Genomic DNA, 21,331 nt, shown 5'->3' with positions numbered 1-21,331 from the left:
ACCTCCGGGGTGGTGTTGTCCGCTATTTGTTCAGCGATTGAATTATTTGCCCACCCTATGGCACTGTCAAGGGGTGAGCCTCACCCACGCCCCGGCCGGCGCAGTCCGTCAGGGCAGCCTGCGCGAGCTCAACCTCGCCCTGGTCCTCGGCCGGATCGCCACGGCCGACCGACCTCCCTCCCGCGCCGACCTGGCGACCGCGACCGGCCTGACCAGAGCCACCGTGTCCGCGGTGGTCGAGGACCTGCTCGCCGGCCGGCTGGTCAGCGAGTCCGACCCCGCGCCCCGCTCGGGCGCCGGCCGACCGGCGCGCGGGCTGGTCCTGGCCGATCAGGGGCCGGCCGGGCTCGGCCTGGAGGTCAACGTGGACTACCTGGCGGTCTGCGTGGTGGACCTCGCCGGCCAGGTCCGGCACCGCACGGTGCACCGGGCCGACCTGCGCCCGGTGGCCCCCGCCGACGCCCTGGCCCGCCTGGTCGAGATGGCCGGGGCAGCCCGCGAGGACGCTGCCCGGCACGGCCTCACCCTGGTCGGGGCCGCGCTCGCGGTGCCCGGCCTGGTGGACGACGCCGGGCTGGTCCGGCTCGCGCCGAACCTCGGCTGGCGTGACGTGCCGGTGCCCGCGCTGCTCGCCGAGCACCCCCCGCTGATCGAGCAGGTGCCCGGCGTACCCGCACTGGTCGTGGACAACGAGGCCAACCTCGCCGCGCTCGGCGAGCTGCACTCGCAGCCACCCGGCCCGTCCAGCTTCCTGCACATCTCCGGAGAGGTGGGCATCGGCGCCGGCATCGTGCTGGACGGCGCGCTGTTTCGCGGCGTACGCGGGTGGAGCGGCGAGATCGGGCACCTTCCGGTGCACCCCGAGGGCCGTCCGTGCCGCTGCGGCGGGCAGGGCTGCCTGGAGCAGTACGCCGGCCAGGAGGCGATCGTGACCGCCGCCGGGCTGGCCCGGGCGGAGCTTCCCGCGGACACCGCGACGGCCCGGTTGGCCGAGTTGGCCGAGGCCGGCGACGCCGACGCGCTGCGGGCGCTGCACGACGCCGGGACGGCGCTCGGCGTCGCGGTGGCCGGCGTCGTCAACCTGCTCGACCTGGACACCGTGGTGCTCGGTGGCGGTTACGCGGCGCTCGCGCCCTGGCTGTGCCCCCCGGTCCTCGCCGAGATCGGTGCCCGGGTGCTCACCGCGGCCTGGTCACCGGTCACGGTCCGCCCGTCGACGCTCGGCGCGGAGGCCGCCGCGGTAGGCGCCGCCGGCTCGGTGGTACGCAGGATCGTCGCCCAGCCCGCCGGCTGGCTGGCCCGCGCCGGCTGATCGCCACCCCGCGCCGCGCGCCGCTGTCGGAGAGAATCGGTACCCTTGCTCTCAGGCAACGATCCCCGGTGAGGAGTCGAGAAGCAGCATGCGCACACGTCGTCAGACGCGAGCCGGCGTCCGGCGGTGACCACGACCCAGCAACCCGGCGGCACCCCGTTGTCAGCCGACGAACGGTTGGCCCGGGAGCTGCTCGACGGGCTCGCCGAGGCCGTGCTGACAACGGACGGAAGCGGTCGGGTCACCCTGGTCAACGCCATGGCGGCCGAGCTGATCCCGGAGATCGACGCCGGCACCGAGCTGGCCGGTTGCTCGGTGCCAGCCCTGGCCCGGGCGGTCGCCGACGGCGCTGACCGCTTCGACGCCGACCACCACGGCCGGCGACTGCGCGGCGTCCGACGGCAACTCGCCGGCTTCCGGTGGGCGTGGTATGTCCGCGACGTCACCGAGGAGCACGCCCGCGCCGACGCCCTGCTCGCCGAACGCTCCCGCACCGCGTTCCTCGCCCAGGCCGGCAGTCGGTTGGCGCTGGCCCTGCACCGGGACCAGGTCCTCCTGGCCACCACCACGCTCGCCGTTCCCTACCTGGCCGACGTCGCCGTGGCACTGCCCCGACCGACCGTGCCGGCCGAGCCGCACCCCCGATGGATCCGGTACGCCGACGGCGAGCCCGCCCCGATCACCGGTCTGGCCAGCCCCGCACTGACCAGCTCCGTGCCCGGGCTGGCCGAAGCGCTGGCCGGCGGCCGGGCCGAGCCGGGCCCCTGGCCGGACGCCCCGCTCACCGACCTGGCCGACCTGCTGCCGCCCGAGTTCGGCCCCCCGGGCATGGCGCTGGTCAGCCCGCTGCTCAGCGCCAGCGGGTCGGCCGGCGCGCTGCTGCTCATCCGTCGGTCCGGGCGGGCCGGCTTCGACCCGCGCGACGTGGAGCTGGCCCGGGAGTTCGCCGCCCGCGCGGGCGCGGCGCTGGCCACGGCCGACCTGCACGGTGAGCAGGCCCACCTGGCCCGGGTCCTGCAAACCAGTCTGCTCCCGCCCGAGCTGCCCGTCGTGCCCGGCGTGAGCATGGCCGGCGGTTACCGGGCAGCGGGCGACAGCCTGCGCATCGGCGGCGACTTCTACGAGGTGTTCCCGCACCCGCGCGGCACCCTGTTCGCGCTCGGCGACGTGTGCGGTAAGGGCGTGGGCGCAGCGGTGCTGACCGGCCGGGTCCGCCAGTCGTTGCAGACGCTGAGGCTCGTCGAGCAACGCCCGCTGGAGCTGATCCAGCTGCTCAACCAGGCGCTGTTCGACGCGCCGGACGCGGCACGGCGCAACCAGTTCACCACCCTGTTGCTCGGTTCCCTGGACCGGGGGCCGGCCGGGCTGGACGTCGGCATCGCCGGCGGGGGTCACCCCGCGCCACTGCTGGTCACCGCCGACGGCACTGTCACCCCGGTCCCGGTCGGGGGCATGCCGGTGGGGGCGCTGACGGCCGCACGGTTCGCCGAGACCCGGGTGCACCTCGATCCGGGCGATCTGCTGCTCGCGTACACCGATGGGGTGACCGAGGCTCGCGGGCCGCGCGACGCGGCGATGTTCGGCGAGGCCCGGCTGCGGGCCGCGCTCGCGTCGGCGGCCGGGCAACCGCCGGCGGCGCTGATCGACCGGGTGCTCCGCGCGGTCGACGACTGGCTGGGCGGGCAGGCCCACGACGACATCGCGATGCTGGCCGTGGGCGCGTCGGCGTCGGCATGACCGGCGGGTGCCGGCCCCGCCGGCTTGATCAGGCGGTACGGGCCACCGGTGGGTCGCCGGCCGGCCATTCCCGGGTGGTGCCGACCGATCGTTCCGGACCGCCCGACGAACCCGTCCACCCCTTTCGGGTCTGCCGACCCGCATCGTCCGACCAGTCCCCCGACCGCCCACTGGGCCGGTCCGGGTCGTCCGGCCAGTCCCCCTGGCCCGTCGACTCATCCGGCGTCGGCGCGTTCTGCGTCTGCTGGCGGCGGGCGGTCTCGTCGAACTCCCGCATCCCGCTCAGCAGCGCGTCGCGGCCCTCCCGGCTCATCCCGGCCAACACGGCGGCGAGTTGGGCCTGGCGGTCGGTCCGCAGCTGGGCGAGGAGCCGGCGGGCCTCCGGGGTGAGGTGCAGCGAGATCTCCCGCCGGTCGAAGCGGCCCGGCTCGCGCTCCAGCATGCCGGCGGCGACCAGCCGATCGCAGAGGCGACTGGCGGAGCTGAGCAGCATGTCGAGTCGGGTGGCGAGCCGACGCAGGTTGATCCCGTCGTACTGCTCCACCACCATCACCGCCCGCAACTGGGCACCGGACACGCGGTTGGCGGTCCCCTCCCGGGCAGACTCCCAGATGCCCAGCAGGGCAGCGGCTGCTGCATCCAGCGCGGCAGCCATACTCGTCTCAGGGTCCGTCGGACGGTTCAGTTCGGCCATGGTGGCCCGAGAGTACTCCGAACCTCCTGGTGGTCGAGCTTTCAGTGAAGGACTGACGATGAGCGAACCGGTCAATCGGGCACGGCGTGCCCTGAACGAGACACCAGCTGACCGGCTCGTCGGTGGGATCGGGGACGTGCTCGCCCAGTCGTACGGGATCACCGACGTCGAGCTCTATCAGGTCGACTACCGACTCGCGGAGCTACTGCCTCTCACCGACGGTGACTCGATCACGAACCCCGGGCACCCGGCCTGGCGCGCCTTCGACCACCAGTCGCCGATACTGACCGACGGCACCGCCTGGTTCCCGGTCACCATGCGTGGCGAGCGTCGAGGGGTGCTGTGCCTGTCGCCCGTTCCGGACGACCGGGACGTCGTCGCCGACCTGGCCGACATCGCCACCGCGCTCGCCCACGAGGTGGCGGCGGTCTCCGCCGGCACCGACGTCTATCTGGCGGCCCGGCGCACCCAACGCCTCACCCTGGCCGCCGAGATGCAGTGGGACCTGCTCCCCGGCCGCAGCCGGATCCGTCCCTCGTTCAGCCTGGCCGGGCAGTTGGAGCCGGCGTACGCGGTGCGCGGCGACAGCTTCGACTGGTCCGACGACGGCGAACGGGTCTGGTTGTCCACCATCAACGGCACCGGTGAGGGGGTGGCCGCCTCCCTGCTCACCTCGCTGGCCACCCACGCGCTGCGCAACGCGCGTCGGGCCGGGCTGAGCCTGGCCGACCAGGCCGCCCTCGCCGATCAGGCCATCTACGACCTGTACCGGGGCGAGCAGCACCTCTCCGCGTTGCTGATGGAGTTGGACCTGCGCTCCGGGATGATGACAGTGGTGGACGCCGGGTCACCCCGACTGGTCCTGCTCCGCGACGGGGACGTCACCGAGCAGCCGCTGGAGGCTCAGTTCCCGCTGGGCATGTTCGAGGCGACCGACTACCACGAGCAGAAGTTCCCGCTGCAGCGCGGCGACCGGGTGTTCGTGGTCAGCGACGGGGTTGTGGAGGCCACCGGTCAGGACGTGCGCTACGGCGAGACGGCGCTGGACCGGTTCCTGCGGCGGACCGGACCGATGGCCCCCCTGGACGCCGTCCGGTCGCTGATCGGTGATCTGCGCGCGTTCGTGGCCGGTGACCTGGTCGACGACGCGGTGGTCGTCTGCCTGGACTGGACCGGCCCGCAGCCGTGAGCGGTGGTCAGTACGCGCCGCGGCCGTTCAGCACCGCGCCGAAGGTCTTCCAGAGGATGGTGAGGTCGGCGGCGAGGGACCAGTTCTCCACGTAGTAGAGGTCGAGCCGGATGCCGTCCTCCCAGCTCAGGTCGGAGCGGCCACTGACCTGCCACAGGCCGGTCATACCAGGCTTGACCAGCAGCCGCCGGGCCACGTCGCCGTCGTAGCGGGCCACCTCCGAGGGCAGCGGCGGGCGGGGCCCGACGAGGCTCATCTGACCCAGCAGCACGTTGACCAGTTGCGGCAGCTCGTCCAGTGACCATTTGCGCAGCAGCCGCCCAACACGGGTAACCCGGGGGTCGTGGCGCATCTTGAACATCAGGCCGTCGGTCTCGTTGCGCGCGGTCAACTCGGCGAGCAGCGCATCCGCGTTCACCACCATGGTGCGGAACTTGAACACGCCGAACTCCTGCCCGCCCCGGCCGACCCGTACCTGCCGGAACAGCACCGGGCCCCGGCTGTCCAGTTTGATGGCCAGCGCGATGAACGCGATCAGCGGCAGCAGCACCGCCAGCGCCAGCGACGAGACGGACCGGTCGACGAAACCTTTCACCAGCTTGCGGACCCCGCGGAACTCGGGCGCCTCGACGTGGATCAGCGGCAGGCCGGCGACCGGGCGGGTGTGGATGCGCGGGCCGGCGACGTCGGTCAGCGCGGGTGCCACGACCAGGTCGATGCCGGTCCCCTCCAACTGCCAGCCGAGGCGGCGCAGCCGGGTCGCGGTCAGCTCACCGGATGCGGTCACCGCGACCGTGTCCGCGCCGATCGCGGTGGCGGCCTCCGGGATGCCCCGGAACGACCCCACCACCGGCACGTCACCCAGCCGCTGCGCCACCGGCGCGAGCAGCGCGTCCGGGATGCAGGCACCCACCACCTGGTAACCGGCGTACGGCTCACGGCGCAGCGTGTGGACCAACTCCAACACGTGGGCGGTGTCGCCGACCACCAGCACCTTGCGGGACCAGCCGGCGCCCAGCGAGCGGGCCCGGTGGAGTCGCTTGCGGGCGGCGAACCGCGCCACCTCCAGCCCGACGGTGCCCACCGCGAAGGAGATGCCCAGGAAGCCCCGGGAGACGCCGACGTCGGCGATGTAGCCGATGATGGCGATCGCCCCGGCCAGGCGCAGGCTGGCTGAGCTGACCCGCCGGTACTCGTCTGCCCCGTAGCCGATCACCCGGTCGTCGTAGCAGCCGAGCGCCTTGAGCGAGATCAGCCAGGCCAGCACCAACCCGGGGGCGACCAGCACGTACGGAATCTCCGAGCCGGTCGGCTCGTCGTCACCGAAACGGGCGACGTACCCGATCAGCAACGCGATGATGAGGATTGTGGTGTCCAGCACCACCAGGACCCGGACGTAGGATCGTTCGTCGGCGCGCGCCACCAACCCGGCGCGTCGACCGTCCGGCTCCGCCGACGTGGCGGGGGTCAACAGTGTCGCCACGCTCACCGGCCCTCCCACTCTGTACAGGATGGCCCCGGCCGACGTGTCGGGCCGGAGGCGGACCGACTATGCCGGAACAGTCGACATCTTGCCTTGACAACTATGACTGCCGATTGCTTCCGACGTATTGCCGTCACTTTTCTTCAACAACCTGATGGCCGAAAAGGGGCCTGCCACACCGAATCGACGGTACGGCAGGCCCCTGGACGTCTGAGTGTCAGCTCAGCGCGGCGCTGGCGGACGCCGTGCGATGGCGCTGAGGAAGATGCTGCCGATCTCGCTCGGGTCCTTGGTGACGAAGACGTCGCCACCGGTGACCTTGGTGATCGACTCCAGCTCTGCCTTGCTGACGCCCTCGCCGATACCGATCATGATGACCTGGACCGGCCGCTCCGGGTCGGCGAGCTGCTTGAGCTTGGCAAGCAGCTGCTGCTGGTTGAGGCCGTTGTTGTCCTCGTTCTTGCCGTCGGTGAACAGCACGATCGAGTTGACCCGGCCGGGCTGCCAGTTCTCCTGGACCGCCTGGTACGCGGCCAGCATTGTGTCGTAGAGGCCGGTGTCGCCGCTGGAAGGCTTGACGGTGGCGAGCGCCCCCTCCAACTGGGCCCGCTGGCCGGAGAGCGGCCCGATCGGGACCAGCTCCCGGTAGTCCCGGTTGCCGACGAGCTGGGTGGAGAAGGTCCACAGACCGATCGACCAGGAGTCGTCGAAGAGGCCGAGGCCGCGGCGGGCCGCGTCGACTGTGACCTCCTCCCGGCTGCGGTTGTTGGCGCTGGGCACGGGGTCCTTCATCGAGCCGGAGACGTCGATGACGGCGAGCATCCGTCCGGACTGGGTGGCGATCGACCAACTGGAGACGACCCGCTGGATGGCGGCCGGGTCGAGGCCACCCGCCGCGGTGCCGCCGTTCGCCGGTGCGGTCGGCGCGCCGCCGGACGGGCTCGGAGCACCCTGCGGCGCCTTGAAACCCTCGCCCCAGTTGCCGTCCGGCGCGCGCAGCGACTGCGCAGCGAGCCGGTCACGGAAGGTCGGGCTGGTGAGCAGCTCGAACAGCACCTTGGCGGCCGACGCCTTGCTCGGCTCGATGCCGGGCAGCACCGCGTACGGGTAGTCCAGCGGCATCGGCGCCGGCTCCATGTAGAGCGCGGCGAGCGGCACCGGCGGCTTCTTGCTGTTGTACGCCATCACGTCTTCTTCGGACAGCGCCGCCGCGCCGAGACCACTGGCGATGGACGTCGCGTCGTTGGCCGTCGGGAAGCGGGCCAGCAGGTCGTTGCGGAGCGAGGAGCGCCCGGTGGCCAGTGCGCGGAGCGCGCCGACGGTGTTGCGCTGGGCGTCGCCGCCGGCGCCGTTGGCGGCGGCGGTCAGCGAGAGCAGACCGGACAGGCCCGCGGCGTCGCGGGTCGGCTCGACGATCCCGGTCCGCAGTGGCGCGCCGGTGTTGGTGACCTGCTTGAGCAGGTCGGTCCAGGTGAACTTCTTGTCCGGCCAGCCCAGCCGGGTGGCGATCGGCTCGGGCATCGCGACGACGATCGGGCTGCGCGCGATGGAGGCGCCGTTGGTCGGGGCGAACGCTGTCGCGTCCTTCTTCAACCGCAGCAGCCAGGTGGAGGAGTCGGGCACCCAGACGTCCGGGCTGACGGCGGTGCCACTGGCCTGCCCCACACCGGCCAGCACAGCGCCGTGCTTGGCCGCCACCACTGCCGCCACGTCAACCGGGTCGGACGCGGACACGTCGACGCGGATGCAGGTCGGGCCCACCGCGGCGCCATCCTTGACCCACTGGGACGCGGCGGCGTCCACCGCTGGCGCGAGTTCGGAGGCGACCGCCACGGCGAGTCGGATCTCTCCCGAGCAGCTGGGCTGAATCAACTCCTGATAGCCGAACCACGCGCCCGTCGTCACGACGAGCACCCCCGCCGTTGCGGCGGCGGCGGCTAGGTGGAGTTTCGAACGCATGCGATGGCGGCCTGCTGACACGGTGACCATCTTGCGTACTAGGTGCCGTCTCTGCCACATCCGTTCGGACTAAAGTTACGGAGGAGAAACAGTTGACCACCTTTTTGCAACACAGAGTGACGTGGCAGCCCCGTGGCGTTGCCAAATCAGTGCAGCACTCGCGTCTCTAAACCATCGTTCAGGGCAGTACGCACGTCGGGCTCGGCACCGGCACCGGCTCGCCGACCGCCTCCGGGACGCCGGTGTCGGTGTCGCGCCGGAACACCCGCACCATGTCCGCCCGCTCGTCGGCGACGTAGAGGTGCTCCCCGATGAGGGCGAAGTGCCGAGGCCACTCCCCGCCGGTGTCCACTTCGGCCACCAGCTCGGGCAGTTCCCCGGCCACTGTGAAGACGGCCACGGTCCCCACCCCACGATTGGCGACGTAGAGGAAGCGGCCGTCCGGGGTGACCGCGACCTCCGACGGCTGGACGTGACCGGCGCGCTCGCTCGCCTCGACCCGCCCGCGCTGGTGCAACGCGCCGTCGTCGGTCAGCTCGTAGGCGGTGACCGAGGCGTCCAGCTCCCCGACGAGGTAGCAGCGCCGTCCGTCGGGGTGCCGGGCCAGGTGCCGGGGGCCGGTGCCGGGCTTCGTACGCATCCGGGGCGCACGCGGCACCAGTCGTCCGGTCGCCTCGTCCAGGTCGTACCGGTAGACCGAGTCGGTGCCGAGATCCACGCCGAAGATCGGCCCCTGGCCCACCCCGGGCGAGACCATGTGGGCGTGGGCGTGGTCCTGGCGCTCCGGGTCGGGGCCGTGCCCCTCGTGCACCACCAGGTCGGTGCGCTCGCCGGGCACGCCCTGCGGATCGAGTGGGAAGACCGCGATGCTGCCGCTGCCGTAGTTGGCCGCCAACAGGTGACCCCCGCCGGGCAGCACCGCCAGGTGGCAGGGCTCGGCGCCGCCGGTCGACCGACTGCCGAGCGGGTCCAGCGCGCCGTCCGCCCCGACCTGCCAGGCGCTGATCTCGCCGTCCGTCAGCTCGTTGACCGCGTAGAGCACCGGCTGGCTGGGGTGCCGCACCAGGAAGGAGGGGGACGGGGTGGCTGCCACCGTGCCGAGCGGGGTCAGCGCCCCGGTCCTCGGGTCGCGGCGAGCGGCGACGATGCCGCTGCCCCGCCCGCCGCTCTGCGCGGTGTAACCCCCGATGTGGACGACCTCACCCTGACCGCTCACGCCCAACTCCTCCGCCGGCATCCTTGGTTGATCCAACCAGAGGCTGCCCGCGTTGCCCGCCCGTTAACCGGCTTTCCGGCCCGGATCTCAGGCCGCTGGCACCGGCTCGCCGCGCTGTCGCGCGACGTGCTCCACCAGAGAGATCAACACCATCTTTCCGGACTGCCGGTCCCGGGCGTCGCAGAGCACCATCGGCACGTCCGGGTCCAGGTCGAGCGCTCGGCGTACGGTCTCCAGGTTGAACCGGCGGGAGTCGTCGAAACAGTTCACGCCCACCACGAACGGGATTCCCCGCTGCTCGAAGTAGTCGATGGAGGGGAAGCAGTCGGCCAACCGCCGGGTGTCGGCGAGCACCACGGCGCCGAGCGCTCCGAAGGCCAGCTCGTCCCAGAGGAACCAGAACCGGTCCTGGCCCGGCGTGCCGAACAGGTAGACCTGAAGGTCCTCGTTGATGGTTATTCGGCCGAAGTCCATCGCCACGGTGGTGGTGGATTTGCCCTCCACGCCGGAGATGTCGTCGGTGCCGATCCCGGCACCGGTGAGCACCTCTTCGGTCTGCAACGGACGGACCTCGCTCAGGGCACTCACCAAGGTCGTCTTGCCAGCCCCGAAGCCTCCCGCGATGAGGATCTTCAGTGCCAGCGGGATGGTGGTGCTGGTGCCCACCTGGTCATAGCGCACGGAGTCCACTGACCACCGCCTTGAGGATGTCGTCGTCGGGAAGGATGCCGGCGGCCGGCGGCTCGTGCACCGCGACCAGGCCCTCGGCGAGGAGATCACCGAGCAGTACCCGGACCACGCCGACCGCGAGGTCCAGTTCGGCTGCCAGTTCGGCCACCGACACCGGCCGGTGGGCCAACGTGACCAGCCGTCGATGCTCAGGCAGCAGATGCGAATGGCTTGTCGCGTCGACGTCCGAACCGGCCAACACGAACGCGACCAGGTTGAAATCGTCGACGGCGGAGCGTACCCGGCCTCCGGTGAGCGTGTACGGGCGCATCACCGGGCCGGCTTCACCGTCCAGCCACTCGTGCTGCGGCCCGGGCGGCTCAGTCCGCATCTCCGGCACCCGCTGCCGATCGGGCCGGCGCGGCGAGGCTCTCTCCCACCCGGATCACCAGCATCGCCATCTCGTACGCGACCAGCCCGATGTCCGCGTCGGCGTCGCTCACCACGGCCAGGCAGGCACCCTGCCCGGCGGCCGTGACGAAGAGGTACGCCGCCTCCATCTCCACCACTGTCTGCCGGACCGGGCCGCCGTCCACGTGCCGGCTGGCGCCTCGGGCGAGGCTGGAGAAGCCGGCGGCGAGCGCACAGAGGTGTTCGGCGTCGGAGCGCTCCAGCTCGGCCGAACAGCCGAGCAGCAGGCCGTCGGCGGAGAGCACCACCGCCTCGCGGGCGGCTGGTACCCGTTGCACCAGTTCGTCGAGCAACCAGTCCAGGCCGGCGCTCTGCTTCGTCGAATGCCGCACTAGGCGTCCCTCTCAGTCACGGTCGGGGGTTCGGGGGTCGTCGGCGGGTCGGTGGGTGCCGCCGGGACCGCCGGACCGGTTGGCGCCGCCGGACCGGTTGGCGCCGCCGGGCCAGTTGGCGCCGCCGGGCCAGTTGGCGCCGTCGAGGTGATGGCGGTGGCGCGTCCGCGCGCCGTGCCGGCCTGGAGGGCCGCCATCACCTGGCGGACCTCCTCGGGCGAGCGGGGCGACGGCGTGTCGGTGACGGTGGACCGAGGCTGGACGGCGGGGGTACGACGTCGCACCCGGCGGGGCAGGCCATCCAGCTCATCGTCCGGCTCGTCAGGGGTCGCCGAGTCCTCGTCGCGCCCATTGGCAGGCGGGATGGCCGAGGTCGGTGCTCCGGTGGGTGGGGCGGGCGGGGCGGTGCTGGCGGACGGGGCCGTCGGCGGGCGGGTCCGGGGACGGGTCACGGCGCCCCGGCGCGCCGTCCGAGCCAGTCGCCGGCTCGGGTCGGCCGATGCGGTGCCGAGCGTGGCGGGGTCGGGGCCGGCCGGCGGCTCGGTGGTGACCAGGTCGCCGGGGACCAGCACCACGGCTGTCACGCCACCCTCCCCGGATGGGCGCAACCGCACCCGTACGCCGTGCCGGGCCGCCAGCCGGGCCACCACGAACAGACCGAGTCGGGCGCTCTGCGCCGGGTCGAACTCGGGCGAGCTGGCCAGCCGGGTGTTGGCGGTCTCCAGTGCCGCGTCGGACATGCCCAGCCCCTGATCGGTGATCTCCAGGGCGTACCCGTTGGCCACCTGCGCCCCGGTGACGGTGACCCGGGTGTCCGGCGGGGAGAAGGCGGTGGCATTCTCGACCAGCTCGGCGAGCAGGTGGATGATGTCGCCGACCGCCCGCCCCAGCACGCCGGCCGGCTGCACGGCCTTGACGTCCACCCGTTCGTACGCCTCGACCTCGGAGATCGCGCCGCGGATCAGGTCGACCATCGCGACCGGGTTCCGCCAACCCCGGCCAGGCGCGGAGCCGGCGAGGATGACCAGATCCTCGGCATGCCGGCGCAGCCGGGTGGCCAGGTGGTCGACCTGGAACAGCTCGGCCAGCTCGTCCGGGTCCTCGCTACGCCGCTCCATCCGGTCCAGCAGATGCAGCTGGCGGTGCACCAGGCTCTGGCTCCGTCGGGCGATGTTGAGGAAGACCTCGTTGAGCCCGCGACGCAGGGTGACCTCGTCCACCGCGGCCTGGACGGCGGTGCGCTGCACCTCGGTGAAGGCGCGCCCGACCTCGCCGATCTCGTCGTGGCCGTACTCCAGCGGCGGCGCCTCCCGGGCGACGTCGACCTGCTCGCCCCGGCGCAGCCGGGCCACCACGTCGGGCAGCCGGTGCTCGGCCAGCTCCAGCGCCGCGGTGCGGACGCCGCTGAGCCGACGGACCAGGGTGCGGCCGACCCGCAGCGCCACCAGCACCGAGACGACCACCGCGACGAGCCCGAGTACGCCGGCAGCGGCCAGCCGCACCAGGATGCGGACCGCCATCGGCACCGAACGGTCGGTGAGAGCGTCGGCCTCGGACAGTTCGAAGTCCCGCAACTGCTGCTGCACCGCGTCCTGGCTGGCCTGCCAGGACGCCGCGTCGACAGTCGGCCGGCCGGACCGGTTGGGTACGACCAGCGCGTCCTGCATGCTGCGCAGCCGGGTGAACGCCTCGCTCTCGGTCAACCGTTGGTACGCGACCCGGCTGCTCTGGGGCAGGTCGGCCACGGCGCTCTCGGTGAGCCACCGTTGGTTGCCGATGGCCTGTACGAGCTGGGTGTGCTCCCCCTCGGCGAACCGTCCGGCGGTCAGTGCGCCGGCCAGCAGCGCGTCGCTCTGCCCGAGCAGTTCCCGGGAGCGACCCAGCGCGGTGAGCGCCAAGGCCTGCCGGTTGATGTCCGGGTCGGTCAGGGTCGCCATGCCGGCGAACGCCTGGAAGGCCGCGGAGACCATGCCGCTGTAGAGGCCGATCGCGCCGGCCCGGTCCACCTTGCGCTCGTCGATGAACTTCCGCCCGTCGGGTAGCGCCGCCAGTGCGTTGACCAGCTGGTCGACCCGGGTTTCCAGCAGGTCGTCGGCGGCGTCGCGCAGCGGTTCCCCGTCCACCCGGCGGCGCAGCTCGGCGACCGCCCGATCGGTGCGCCCGCGCTGCTCAGCGAGTGCGGGCAGCTCGGTACTGCCGGCGAGCTGCACCGCCGAGAGTCGGCGTTCCCGTTGCAGCTCGGTGACCACTGTCTCGCCGGGGCGACCCAGGTCGTACAACAGGGTGCGGGCGGAGAGCAGGTTCAGGGCGGGACCGAAGGTCAGCGTGGTCGCGAAGATCCACAGCGCCAGGAGTGCGGTCACCGGCGCGACGACCAACGCGGTCAGCTTCGAGCGAATCGGCCAGTCGCGGGTTTTCATCAGACCTCGCCCGTACAGGGTGGCAGGAGGGGTGCCGGCACCGCCGGGCACCGCGCCTGCCGGCTGCGCGCCCGGCCGCGTCGCCGGGCACCGGCGCGGGCGCCTTGGGCAGGATACGTAATCGGAGGCTGTTTCACTACCGCCCGTGTCTTCACCGTGTCTTCACCGCCCAAGCGCCTCTTCTGGGACGAATCAGGTTTTGGCCGGTGAGTAGTTGGGCCCCTCGTCAGGAAAGTACCTCGGATCGGGATTGGCGATCACTGCGCGGAGGGAATAGCAGATGACGAAGGAGGAGCCCATGTCGCCCACGCAGATAGTCGTCATCGTGCTCGTCGTGCTGGTGATCGTCGCGGTGCTGGCCGTGGCCGCCCGCTCGCTCAACAACCGCCGGGCCCTGCGCAACCGGTTCGGTCCGGAGTACGACCGGGTGGTGGCGGAACAGGACAGCCGGTCCGCCGCGGAGCGCGAACTGCGCGACCGGGAACGCCGGCATGCCGAGCTCACGCTCACCCCACTCACCCCGGAATCCCGGGCCCGGTACGCCGCCGCCTGGGAGGAACTCCAGGTCCGCTTCATCGACTCCCCGGGCGAGACCGTGGGCGACGCAGACGTTCTGGTCACCCGCCTCATCGAGGAGCAGGGCTATCCGACCGGTGACTTCTCCGACCAGATCGCCCACCTTTCCGTCGAGCACGCCCGCACGCTGACCAACTACCGGGACGCGCACGAGATCCACCTGCGCAACTCCCGGGGCGAGGCCAGCACCGAGGAGCTGCGGCAGGCGGTCGTGCACTACCGCGCACTCTTCGCCGACCTGCTGGGCGAGGAGCCGGTCGGCCACCACACGCCCGAACAGCGCCACCACCCGGACCACGACGCCACGAGCCGCTGAGGAGGCCACCGATGCGCCAGGAAGAGCAGCAGGTGAGCAACGACCACCCGGAGGCCGTCCGGTCCGCGCCCGTGCCGGTACCCCCGGCCGGCGACCGGGCCGGTCGCTCCGACGTCCCGGAGGACGCCCTCGACGACCGGGGCACCTTCGACGACCAGGCCGCCGTCCATGAGCGGGCCGACGACACCGATCGGGACGCCGCGTACGACCCGGCCGACGACGAGCTGACCGACGACTCCGACCCGCGCCACCGGCGCGACGACCGGTCCACCGATGAGGGCGGTTTCCACGAGCCGGGGCCGCTGCCGACGACGTTCGGCGCCACCACGGTGGCCGACGCGGTGGCCGCCTCCGCGCTGGCCAGCCCGCACCCACAGGATCAGCCGGACCCGAGGGCCGAGCGGACCGCCCAGCCGGGCGACGGTGCCGAGGACGGTGAGCGGGAGGGTCTGCGCGCCGACCCCACCGCGGAGCTGCACCGCCGCGACGCGTACGTCGACGACAGCGCGGACGTCGACGACCCCACCGACCTGGACGACCGCGCCGACGCGGACACCTCCGCGCGGACCGTCGTCCCGCCAGGGAGCACGAACGGTGGCCCGGAGCGGCGCGGCGATCTGACCGGCGACCGGGATGCCGCGGCAGCGGGCGCGGCCGGCTACGGCAGCGCGACGCCGGAGATGGTCGACCCGGACGCGGACGGCGAACCGGTCCCCGGCGACGACACCAGCCCCACGCTGGAGTCCGCCGGAACATCCCGACCCGCCGGGTCGACGGTCGCGGCCGAGCCGGCCACGCTCCTCGACACGGACACCGCGCAGGGCTTCCGGGACCGCTGGCGGGACGTGCAGCTGCGTTTCGTCGACGACCCGCAGGCGGCTGCCGGCGAGGCGCAGTCGCTGGTGGAGGAGGCCATCCAGGCCCTCTCCTCGGCGCTGGCCGCCCAGAAGAACACGTTGGGCGGTTGGCAGGACGCCGGCTCGGCCGACACCGAGCAACTGCGGATGGCGGTCCGCAACTACCGGGACTTCCTGGACCGCGTACTCGGTCGCTGAGTCACCAGACGAACACTGGCGCCCCGGCCGAAAACGGCCGGGGCGCCCTCCTGCGTGCCGATCGGCGCGGAGCACGCCAGATCGCCCGAAGGGCCCGAACACGGCGGGTTCCTACCTCCGGGAGTGAAACCGCGCGGACGGGGTAATAGGGCGCCCGCGCACCAACGAGCGCGGACGTCGGGACGAGGGGTGGACGGGATGGACGGCGACGGTCTTCGGCTCAACATGAACGGCCTGGACTACCTGATCCTGGCGCTGTACTTCGTCACCGTCCTCGGGGTCGGCTTCGCCGCGCGCCGGGCCATCCGGACCAGCGTCGACTTCTTCCTCTCCGGCCGCTCCCTGCCGGCCTGGGTGACCGGTCTCGCCTTCGTCTCGGCGAATCTGGGCGCGTTGGAGATCATCGGGATGGCCGCCAACGGGGCCCAGTACGGCGTGATGACGGTCCACTACTACTGGATCGGCGCAGTCCCGGCGATGGTCTTCCTGGGCATCGTGATGATGCCCTTCTACTACGGCTCCAAGGTCCGCAGCGTGCCCGAGTACCTGCGGCTGCGGTTCAACCGCCCCACCCACCTGCTCAACGCGATCAGCTTCGCCGTCGCCCAGGTGCTGATCGCCGGCGTGAACCTGTACGCGCTGGCCCTCGTCATGCAGGCGCTGCTCGGCTGGCCGCTCTGGACGGCGATCGTGGTCGGCGCGGCGATCGTGCTGGCGTACATCACCATCGGCGGCCTGTCCGGGGCGATCTACAACGAGGTGCTCCAGTTCTTCGTCATCCTGGCCGGCCTCATCCCGGTCACCGTGATCGGCCTGGTCAAGGTCGGCGGGTGGAACGGCCTGATGGACGCGGTCCGCGACACCAAACTCGGCGAGGCTGGCCTGCACGCGTGGCAGGACACCGGCAGCACGGCCAACCCGCTGGGCGCGCACTGGATCGGCATCGTCTTCGGCCTCGGCTTCGTGCTGTCGTTCGGCTACTGGACGACGAACTTCGCCGAGGTGCAGCGGGCCCTCTCGGCGAAGAACATGAGCGCCGCCCGGCGTACGCCGATCATCGCCGCGTACCCGAAGCTGTTCATTCCCCTGGTCACCGTCATCCCCGGCCTGGTGGCCTTGGTGACGGTGAAGGGCCTCGGCGCGGAGAGCGGCGACCTCCAGTACAACAACGCCATCCCGCTGCTGATGCGCGACCTGCTCCCCAACGGCGTCCTCGGGGTGGCGGTCACCGGCCTGCTCGCCTCGTTCATGGCCGGCATGGCGGCCAACGTGAGCGGCTTCAACACCGTCTTCACCTACGACATCTGGCAGGCGTACATCCGCCGCGACCGGTCGGACGAGTACTACCTGCGGGTCGGCCGGTGGGCGACGGTCGCCGCCGTGGTGATCGGGATCGGCACCGCGTTCATCGCGGCCGGGTTCAGCAACATCATGAACTACATCCAGGCGCTCTTCTCCGTCTTCAACGCGCCGCTGTTCGCCACCTTCATCATCGGCATGTTCTGGAAGCGGATGAGCGCGCTGGCCGGCTTCTGGTCGCTGCTGCTGGGCACCCTGGTGTCGCTGAGCCTCTACCTGCTCTACAAGGGCGGGGTGGTCGATTTCAACTCCGACCTGGAGGAGAGCTTCTGGGGTGCCGGTCTGGCGTTCGTCACGGCGGTGGTGGTCGCCGCGATCGTCACTCCGCTCACCTCACCCAAGCGGGACGAGGAGCTGCGCGGGTTGGTGTACGGCATGGGCGGCGTCGACCTGAAGGGCGACGTGCTCGCCGGGGACGCCGCCTGGTACCGCTCCCCGGTGCTGCTCGGTCTGATCGCGGTCGCGCTGGCCGCCCTCTTCTACATCCCGGTCTTCTAAGGAAAGGGGTCGGCAGATGAGCAACGATGGCCAGCCGGCACAGGACCCGCTGATCGACGAGGCGCAGGCGGAGCAGCGGCGCTCCGCAGCGGCCCGGCTGTTCGACATCCGCCGGGTGATCGGTGGCCTCTTCGTCGCGTACGGGGTCATCGTGACGCTGATCGGCGTCTTCGACAGCCGGGCCGAGATCGACAAGGCCGAAGGCGTACGGATCAACCTGTGGGCCGGGCTGACGATGCTCGTGTTCGGTCTGCTCATGCTGCTCTGGCAGTGGTGGCGCCCAGCGGAAGCGCCGGCTCCGAACGAGCAGCAGCCCGACGCCTGACCACCTGACGCACGGCGTGAGCACGGCCCGGCCGGACCGCCGGGCCGTGCGGCATGAGCGCGGCACGAAGGGGTACGTGGGGGAAATCAGGCACCGTGTCGGACACAGGAGGCAGCACCATGACCGATCGCGATCGCCAACCGCCGCTGGAGGACAGCCCCGAGGTGGCCTCGGCGGTGGACGATGACGCCACCGTGCCGCAGTTGCGGACCGGAGGTGGCCCGGACCGGGACACACCGGGCTTCGCCGAGCCTCGCAGTCGACCGGACGACCTCGCACCGGACACCGACGAGCTGATCGGTGACCCGTACGCCGCCGGCACCGGGGCGACCGGGACGGGCACCGGCGCTGGCGGGGACAACATCCGCACCGGGGGCGAACAGCCCTGGGAGCCGGAGGACCTGGTGATGGCCCGGGGGCAGGATCTGACGCCGGAGAACCTGGAGAAGGCCCGCCGTGACCTGGCCGAGCAGGGCCGGGCGGCAATCGAACGCACAGTGCCCTGATGATCGGGGCCGGAAAGGGGGGTCCCCGGCCCGACCTGTGACGGTCGAGCCGGGGACCCGGGGGGAACCTGCTGCCAACAGTGCCTCACCAACCACCGGCAGCGGGTTGGTGCGTGAGCTACCCGATCAGAGCGCCGGGTAGGCGTTGCGCATGAGCTCCTGGAACTGGGCGGAGAACCAGGCACCGGAGATCGGTGCGTTGGCCAGCGCCCCGGACGGGTTGTTGCCGTTGCGGGCGTTGCCGCCGTACGTCGGGTCGCACATCCGGTCGAAGCCCTTGCCCTCGTTGTTCGGGATCTCCTTGCTGGAGCCGTCCGACTCACCCGGCGGCTTCACCCAGACGTAGGCGTCGATGCCCGTCGCCGGGGTGGCCCGGGGCCGCTCACCGAGACCGGCACCAGCCTGGTTGCACCAGTTGCCGAGGTGGGCCCGGCGGTCGATGCGGCCGCCGTTGACGTACGTGTCGACGCTGGTCGTCGCGCCCGGACCGGTGGGCCGGGCGGAGCCGCCCCAGCCGTTACGGGAGGTGTCAATCAGCATGCCGATGTTGGAGTTGAAGCCGACCGAGACCAGCTGGTTGCGGAACGCCTGGGCGAAGGACAACTCGTCGACGTAGAAGTTCCAGTCGACCCACTTGGACTGCCGCACCGACTGACCGTTGACGTTGTCGGTGACCTTGAAGTACGGCTCCTGCAGCGCCGAGTAGTTCGCGGTGTTGGTGATGAACCCGTGCACGTTGTTGACAGTGCTGCCGGAGGCGACCGCGGCGGTCTTCAGGATGTTGGAGGTCGGGACGAAGTTGGAGTCCCAGCCGAGCCAGCCGTGGTGGCCGGCGTCGATGTAGTTGTAGACGTTGCCGATCGCGCCCAGCTTGGCGAGGGCGTAGCCAACACCGTTGACGTAGGCGCCGTTGGCCTTGACCGTGTCGCACATGACAGTGCCGCCGGCCTGATCGGACGTGTTGGTGACCAGGTTCGGCAGCGAGTCGATCTCGATGATGTTGATGATCCGCAGGCTGCTGTACTTCGACTCACCCTGGATCGCGGCGATCGGGTCGATGTACTGGGCCTTGTACTTCGGCAGCTCGTCCGGGCCCAGCTCACCGTTGGAGGCGAGCGCGGAGCAGTCCCGGCCGGGCAGGTTGTAGATCACGAACTGGATGTAGCCGGCGCCCTGGCGCAGCGCCTCGTCCAGGTGCTGCCGCACCCCGAAGGCCCCGTTGGAGCTGCTGTCCGGCGTACCGTTGATCGCGGCGATCCGGTCCAGCCAGACGGCGGTGGGGTTGTTGGAGATCCGGCTTCCGCCAGTCTCGGCGTCCGCCTTGGCCTTCCACTCCGGGTTCACGTAACCGCGCACCCCGACGTACGGGTTGTCGACCTTGGTGCCGGGCGGCGGCGTGGTGGGCGGCGGGTCGGTGGGCGGAGGCGTGGTGGGCGGCGGGTCGGTCGGCGGGGGCGTGGTCGGCGGGGTGGTGCCACCGTTGCAGACGACACCGTTCAGTGTGAACGAGGTCGGCTTCGGGTTGCTGCCGCTCCACGCGCCGTTGAAGCCGATGCTCGTCGACGCGCCGGTGGCCAGGGTGCCGTTGTAGGACAGGCTCCGGGCCGTGACCTGGCTGCCGGACTGGGTGAACGTGGCCGACCAGCCCTGCTGCACCCGCTGGCCGGAGTTGGGGAAGGTCCAGCCCAGCGTCCAGCCGTTCAGCGGGTCACCGACGTTCTTGATGGTGACGCTCGCGGTGAAACCACCGGGCCATTCGTTGCTCGTGTACGCGATGTCGCACTGCGTCGCGGCCTGCGCCGCGGTAACCGGAATCGTTACGAGCCCACCGGCGACCAGGGCACCCGCGCCGGCGAGCGCGAGGGCCCGGCGTGGGCCGGATAGCCTTCTCCACACATTCATGCCACTGATCTCCTTGGGCGAGACCGGGCCCACGTACAGCCCGGCGGGACGGCCCGATGGGCGTCCTGCACGGACGGCCGTCGGCGCCACGGGATTCTTTGGGGGCGCCCGACCCGGACGGGCGATGGTGGTGGTGGTGCCCGGCCGATGCGTCGGCCGGTCGATCGGCGGCGGGTGCGTCGCCCGGTGACCCGGGTGCCCTCGACTCCCCTGCCTGCACGGTATGGCTCACTTGAACCGCGTTCGCCGATTCTTACATGGGAGCGCTTCCATGGCAATGGCTCGATGCGTTGCCGGGGCCGTTTCGGACGATACCTCCGAGCGCGCCCGACTGACACGGGTGGTCCGGACCCGCCGCAACCCGATGGGCGGGCAGGTCGGGCGCAGGGGGCGCGGAACACCGTGCGGCACCCACAAGGTCCCGTGACGCCCGAGACGACGCTGGGCGCGGCGAAAGCCGCGTAGCACCCCTTCGCCTCTTACTTGGATCAAAGGTAAAACGCGAATCTTTCACTTCATAAGTCATGAAACGGTCTAACGTCGGTCTTAGCTCGGTTGTCGCCGAGCTCAGGACAACAGGGATGGAGTGACGCAGGTCATGGCTAAGAAGATGCTCGGGAAGGTCGTTGCGGGCGCCGCGCTCGGCGGCGCGTCGCTCCTGGTGTTCGCACCGGGGATCGCGTTCGCCGACGGCCACGACGACGGCAAGGTCTACGCCAAGCCGCATGTCGTCAAGGCTGGTGACGAGGTCAAGCTCCTCGAGATCTGCCCGGATCGGCAGGAGCACGCGTACGTGTGGTCCAAGGTCACCGGCAAGGTCAAGCTCAAGCCGGCGCATGAAGACCGGGGCGAGGACCGCGAGTGGCGCGAGGAGGAGAACTCCTCCGACCACGACAAGGGCAAGGACGAGCACGGCAAGGACGAGAACGGCAAGGACGAGCACGGCAAGGACGAGCACGGCAAGGACGACAACGGCAAGGACCACGAGGGCAAGGACGAGCACGGCAAGGACGACAACGGCAAGGACGACAACGGCAAGGACGACAACGGCAAGGACGAGCACGGCAAGGACGACAACGGCAAGGACCACGAGGGCAAGGACGAGAACGGCAAGGGTGGCCAGGGTGGCGGCGCTGCCGCCGACGCCTATGGCGACGAGGGCAGCAAGGACTGGAAGGGCGAGGAGCACGGCCAGGACGCCGAAGAGGGCCGTGACAAGAAGGACTGGGACTCCAAGGACGAAGACAAGAAGGACTGGGAGTCCAAGGACGAGCACGACTCCGAGTACGGCTCGGACGAGCGCGGCAGCTAC

The 21,331-nt window shown here is 71.4% G+C and carries 17 protein-coding genes and 1 pseudogene; 9 read left to right on the top strand and 9 right to left on the bottom strand.

Annotated features, from left to right (window positions below; genetic code table 11):
* Positions 1 to 73: 73 nt before the first annotated feature.
* Both FB453_RS10645 and FB453_RS10640 read left to right on the top strand, forming a co-directional pair.
* Complete coding sequence (locus FB453_RS10645; protein WP_181518417.1) at positions 74 to 1,312, top strand: ROK family transcriptional regulator; 1,239 nt, start codon at positions 74 to 76, stop codon at positions 1,310 to 1,312.
* 126 nt (positions 1,313 to 1,438) lie between these two features.
* The gene (locus tag FB453_RS10640) at positions 1,439 to 3,049 is read left to right on the top strand and encodes a PP2C family protein-serine/threonine phosphatase (RefSeq protein WP_486480227.1); all 1,611 of its coding nucleotides are present in this window, start codon (positions 1,439 to 1,441) and stop codon (positions 3,047 to 3,049) included.
* Positions 3,050 to 3,077: 28 nt separating this feature from the next.
* On the opposite strand, the gene FB453_RS10635 is transcribed toward FB453_RS10640, so the two are convergent.
* Positions 3,078 to 3,704 carry a MarR family transcriptional regulator gene (locus FB453_RS10635; protein WP_145789505.1) on the bottom strand — a complete coding sequence of 209 codons (627 nt, stop codon included), beginning with the start codon at positions 3,702 to 3,704 and terminating at the stop codon, positions 3,078 to 3,080.
* 97 nt (positions 3,705 to 3,801) lie between these two features.
* On the opposite strand from FB453_RS10635, the gene FB453_RS10630 reads away from it, so the two are divergent.
* Positions 3,802 to 4,932, top strand: coding sequence for a PP2C family protein-serine/threonine phosphatase (locus tag FB453_RS10630; RefSeq protein WP_145789503.1), 1,131 nt, complete (start codon positions 3,802 to 3,804; stop codon positions 4,930 to 4,932).
* A 7-nt stretch (positions 4,933 to 4,939) separates the two neighbouring features.
* On the opposite strand, the gene FB453_RS10625 is transcribed toward FB453_RS10630, so the two are convergent.
* The 7 genes from FB453_RS10625 to FB453_RS10595 form a co-directional block, all read right to left on the bottom strand.
* Positions 4,940 to 6,421 carry a sugar transferase gene (locus FB453_RS10625; protein ID WP_112584067.1) on the bottom strand — a complete coding sequence of 494 codons (1,482 nt, stop codon included), beginning with the start codon at positions 6,419 to 6,421 and terminating at the stop codon, positions 4,940 to 4,942.
* Between the two features lie 216 nt (positions 6,422 to 6,637).
* Positions 6,638 to 8,395: a substrate-binding domain-containing protein gene (locus FB453_RS10620; RefSeq protein WP_112584166.1), complete on the bottom strand. Its 1,758-nt coding sequence runs from the start codon at positions 8,393 to 8,395 to the stop codon at positions 6,638 to 6,640.
* Between the two features lie 157 nt (positions 8,396 to 8,552).
* Entirely contained in the window at positions 8,553 to 9,590 is a 1,038-nt protein-coding gene (locus FB453_RS10615; RefSeq protein ID WP_181549280.1) for a lactonase family protein, read from the bottom strand.
* Between the two features lie 87 nt (positions 9,591 to 9,677).
* The gene (locus FB453_RS10610; RefSeq protein ID WP_145789500.1) at positions 9,678 to 10,280 is read right to left on the bottom strand and encodes an ATP/GTP-binding protein; all 603 of its coding nucleotides are present in this window, start codon (positions 10,278 to 10,280) and stop codon (positions 9,678 to 9,680) included.
* Positions 10,261 to 10,650 carry a DUF742 domain-containing protein gene (locus FB453_RS10605; RefSeq protein WP_112584165.1) on the bottom strand — a complete coding sequence of 130 codons (390 nt, stop codon included), beginning with the start codon at positions 10,648 to 10,650 and terminating at the stop codon, positions 10,261 to 10,263. The genes FB453_RS10610 and FB453_RS10605 overlap by 20 nt, the downstream gene beginning before the upstream one ends.
* Positions 10,640 to 11,062 (bottom strand): roadblock/LC7 domain-containing protein, encoded by a 423-nt coding sequence (locus FB453_RS10600; protein WP_112584065.1) that lies wholly within the window; start codon positions 11,060 to 11,062, stop codon positions 10,640 to 10,642. Before FB453_RS10600 ends, FB453_RS10605 begins: the two co-directional genes overlap by 11 nt.
* Positions 11,062 to 13,482 carry a nitrate- and nitrite sensing domain-containing protein gene (locus FB453_RS10595; RefSeq protein WP_145789498.1) on the bottom strand — a complete coding sequence of 807 codons (2,421 nt, stop codon included), beginning with the start codon at positions 13,480 to 13,482 and terminating at the stop codon, positions 11,062 to 11,064. Before FB453_RS10595 ends, FB453_RS10600 begins: the two co-directional genes overlap by 1 nt.
* 298 nt (positions 13,483 to 13,780) lie before the next feature.
* Between FB453_RS10595 and FB453_RS10590 the strand changes: the two genes are divergently transcribed.
* The 5 genes from FB453_RS10590 (at position 13,781) to FB453_RS10570 (ending at position 18,117) form a co-directional block, all read left to right on the top strand.
* Positions 13,781 to 14,374 carry a hypothetical protein gene (locus FB453_RS10590; RefSeq protein WP_145789496.1) on the top strand — a complete coding sequence of 198 codons (594 nt, stop codon included), beginning with the start codon at positions 13,781 to 13,783 and terminating at the stop codon, positions 14,372 to 14,374.
* Positions 14,375 to 14,385: 11 nt separating this feature from the next.
* Positions 14,386 to 15,429 carry a hypothetical protein gene (locus FB453_RS10585; protein ID WP_145789493.1) on the top strand — a complete coding sequence of 348 codons (1,044 nt, stop codon included), beginning with the start codon at positions 14,386 to 14,388 and terminating at the stop codon, positions 15,427 to 15,429.
* 198 nt (positions 15,430 to 15,627) lie between these two features.
* Positions 15,628 to 17,286 (top strand): sodium:solute symporter family protein, encoded by a 1,659-nt coding sequence (locus FB453_RS10580; protein ID WP_145789491.1) that lies wholly within the window; start codon positions 15,628 to 15,630, stop codon positions 17,284 to 17,286.
* 16 nt (positions 17,287 to 17,302) lie between these two features.
* Complete coding sequence (locus FB453_RS10575; RefSeq protein WP_112584060.1) at positions 17,303 to 17,611, top strand: hypothetical protein; 309 nt, start codon at positions 17,303 to 17,305, stop codon at positions 17,609 to 17,611.
* 119 nt (positions 17,612 to 17,730) lie between these two features.
* Positions 17,731 to 18,117: a hypothetical protein gene (locus FB453_RS10570; protein ID WP_091405768.1), complete on the top strand. Its 387-nt coding sequence runs from the start codon at positions 17,731 to 17,733 to the stop codon at positions 18,115 to 18,117.
* A gap of 126 nt (positions 18,118 to 18,243) precedes the next feature.
* Here the strand turns inward: FB453_RS10570 and FB453_RS10565 are convergent, their stop codons facing one another.
* Positions 18,244 to 20,019 (bottom strand): glycoside hydrolase family 6 protein, encoded by a 1,776-nt coding sequence (locus tag FB453_RS10565; RefSeq protein WP_145789489.1) that lies wholly within the window; start codon positions 20,017 to 20,019, stop codon positions 18,244 to 18,246.
* A 598-nt stretch (positions 20,020 to 20,617) separates the two neighbouring features.
* Here FB453_RS10565 and FB453_RS34155 point away from each other — a divergent pair.
* A pseudogene (locus tag FB453_RS34155) lies at positions 20,618 to 21,331 on the top strand (hypothetical protein); the annotation flags it as partial.

It is taken from the genome of Micromonospora sp. CNZ322 (assembly GCF_007827755.1).
Note: the sequence above shows the minus strand (reverse complement) of the source record. Positions and strands in the feature narration are given on the sequence as shown.

What these genes read in the sequence shown, in the direction of transcription:
- FB453_RS10590 (WP_145789496.1), top strand. Translation starts at nt 13,781, where the DNA reads ATGTCGCCCACGCAGATAGTCGTCATCGTGCTCGTCGTGCTGGTGATC.
- FB453_RS10575 (WP_112584060.1), top strand. Translation starts at nt 17,303, where the DNA reads ATGAGCAACGATGGCCAGCCGGCACAGGACCCGCTGATCGACGAGGCG.
- FB453_RS10595 (WP_145789498.1), bottom strand. Translation starts at nt 13,482, where the DNA reads ATGAAAACCCGCGACTGGCCGATTCGCTCGAAGCTGACCGCGTTGGTC.
- FB453_RS10630 (WP_145789503.1), top strand. Translation starts at nt 3,802, where the DNA reads ATGAGCGAACCGGTCAATCGGGCACGGCGTGCCCTGAACGAGACACCA.
- FB453_RS10585 (WP_145789493.1), top strand. Translation starts at nt 14,386, where the DNA reads ATGCGCCAGGAAGAGCAGCAGGTGAGCAACGACCACCCGGAGGCCGTC.
- FB453_RS10570 (WP_091405768.1), top strand. Translation starts at nt 17,731, where the DNA reads ATGACCGATCGCGATCGCCAACCGCCGCTGGAGGACAGCCCCGAGGTG.
- FB453_RS10605 (WP_112584165.1), bottom strand. Translation starts at nt 10,650, where the DNA reads ATGCGGACTGAGCCGCCCGGGCCGCAGCACGAGTGGCTGGACGGTGAA.
- FB453_RS10635 (WP_145789505.1), bottom strand. Translation starts at nt 3,704, where the DNA reads ATGGCTGCCGCGCTGGATGCAGCAGCCGCTGCCCTGCTGGGCATCTGG.
- FB453_RS10565 (WP_145789489.1), bottom strand. Translation starts at nt 20,019, where the DNA reads ATGAATGTGTGGAGAAGGCTATCCGGCCCACGCCGGGCCCTCGCGCTC.
- FB453_RS10580 (WP_145789491.1), top strand. Translation starts at nt 15,628, where the DNA reads ATGGACGGCGACGGTCTTCGGCTCAACATGAACGGCCTGGACTACCTG.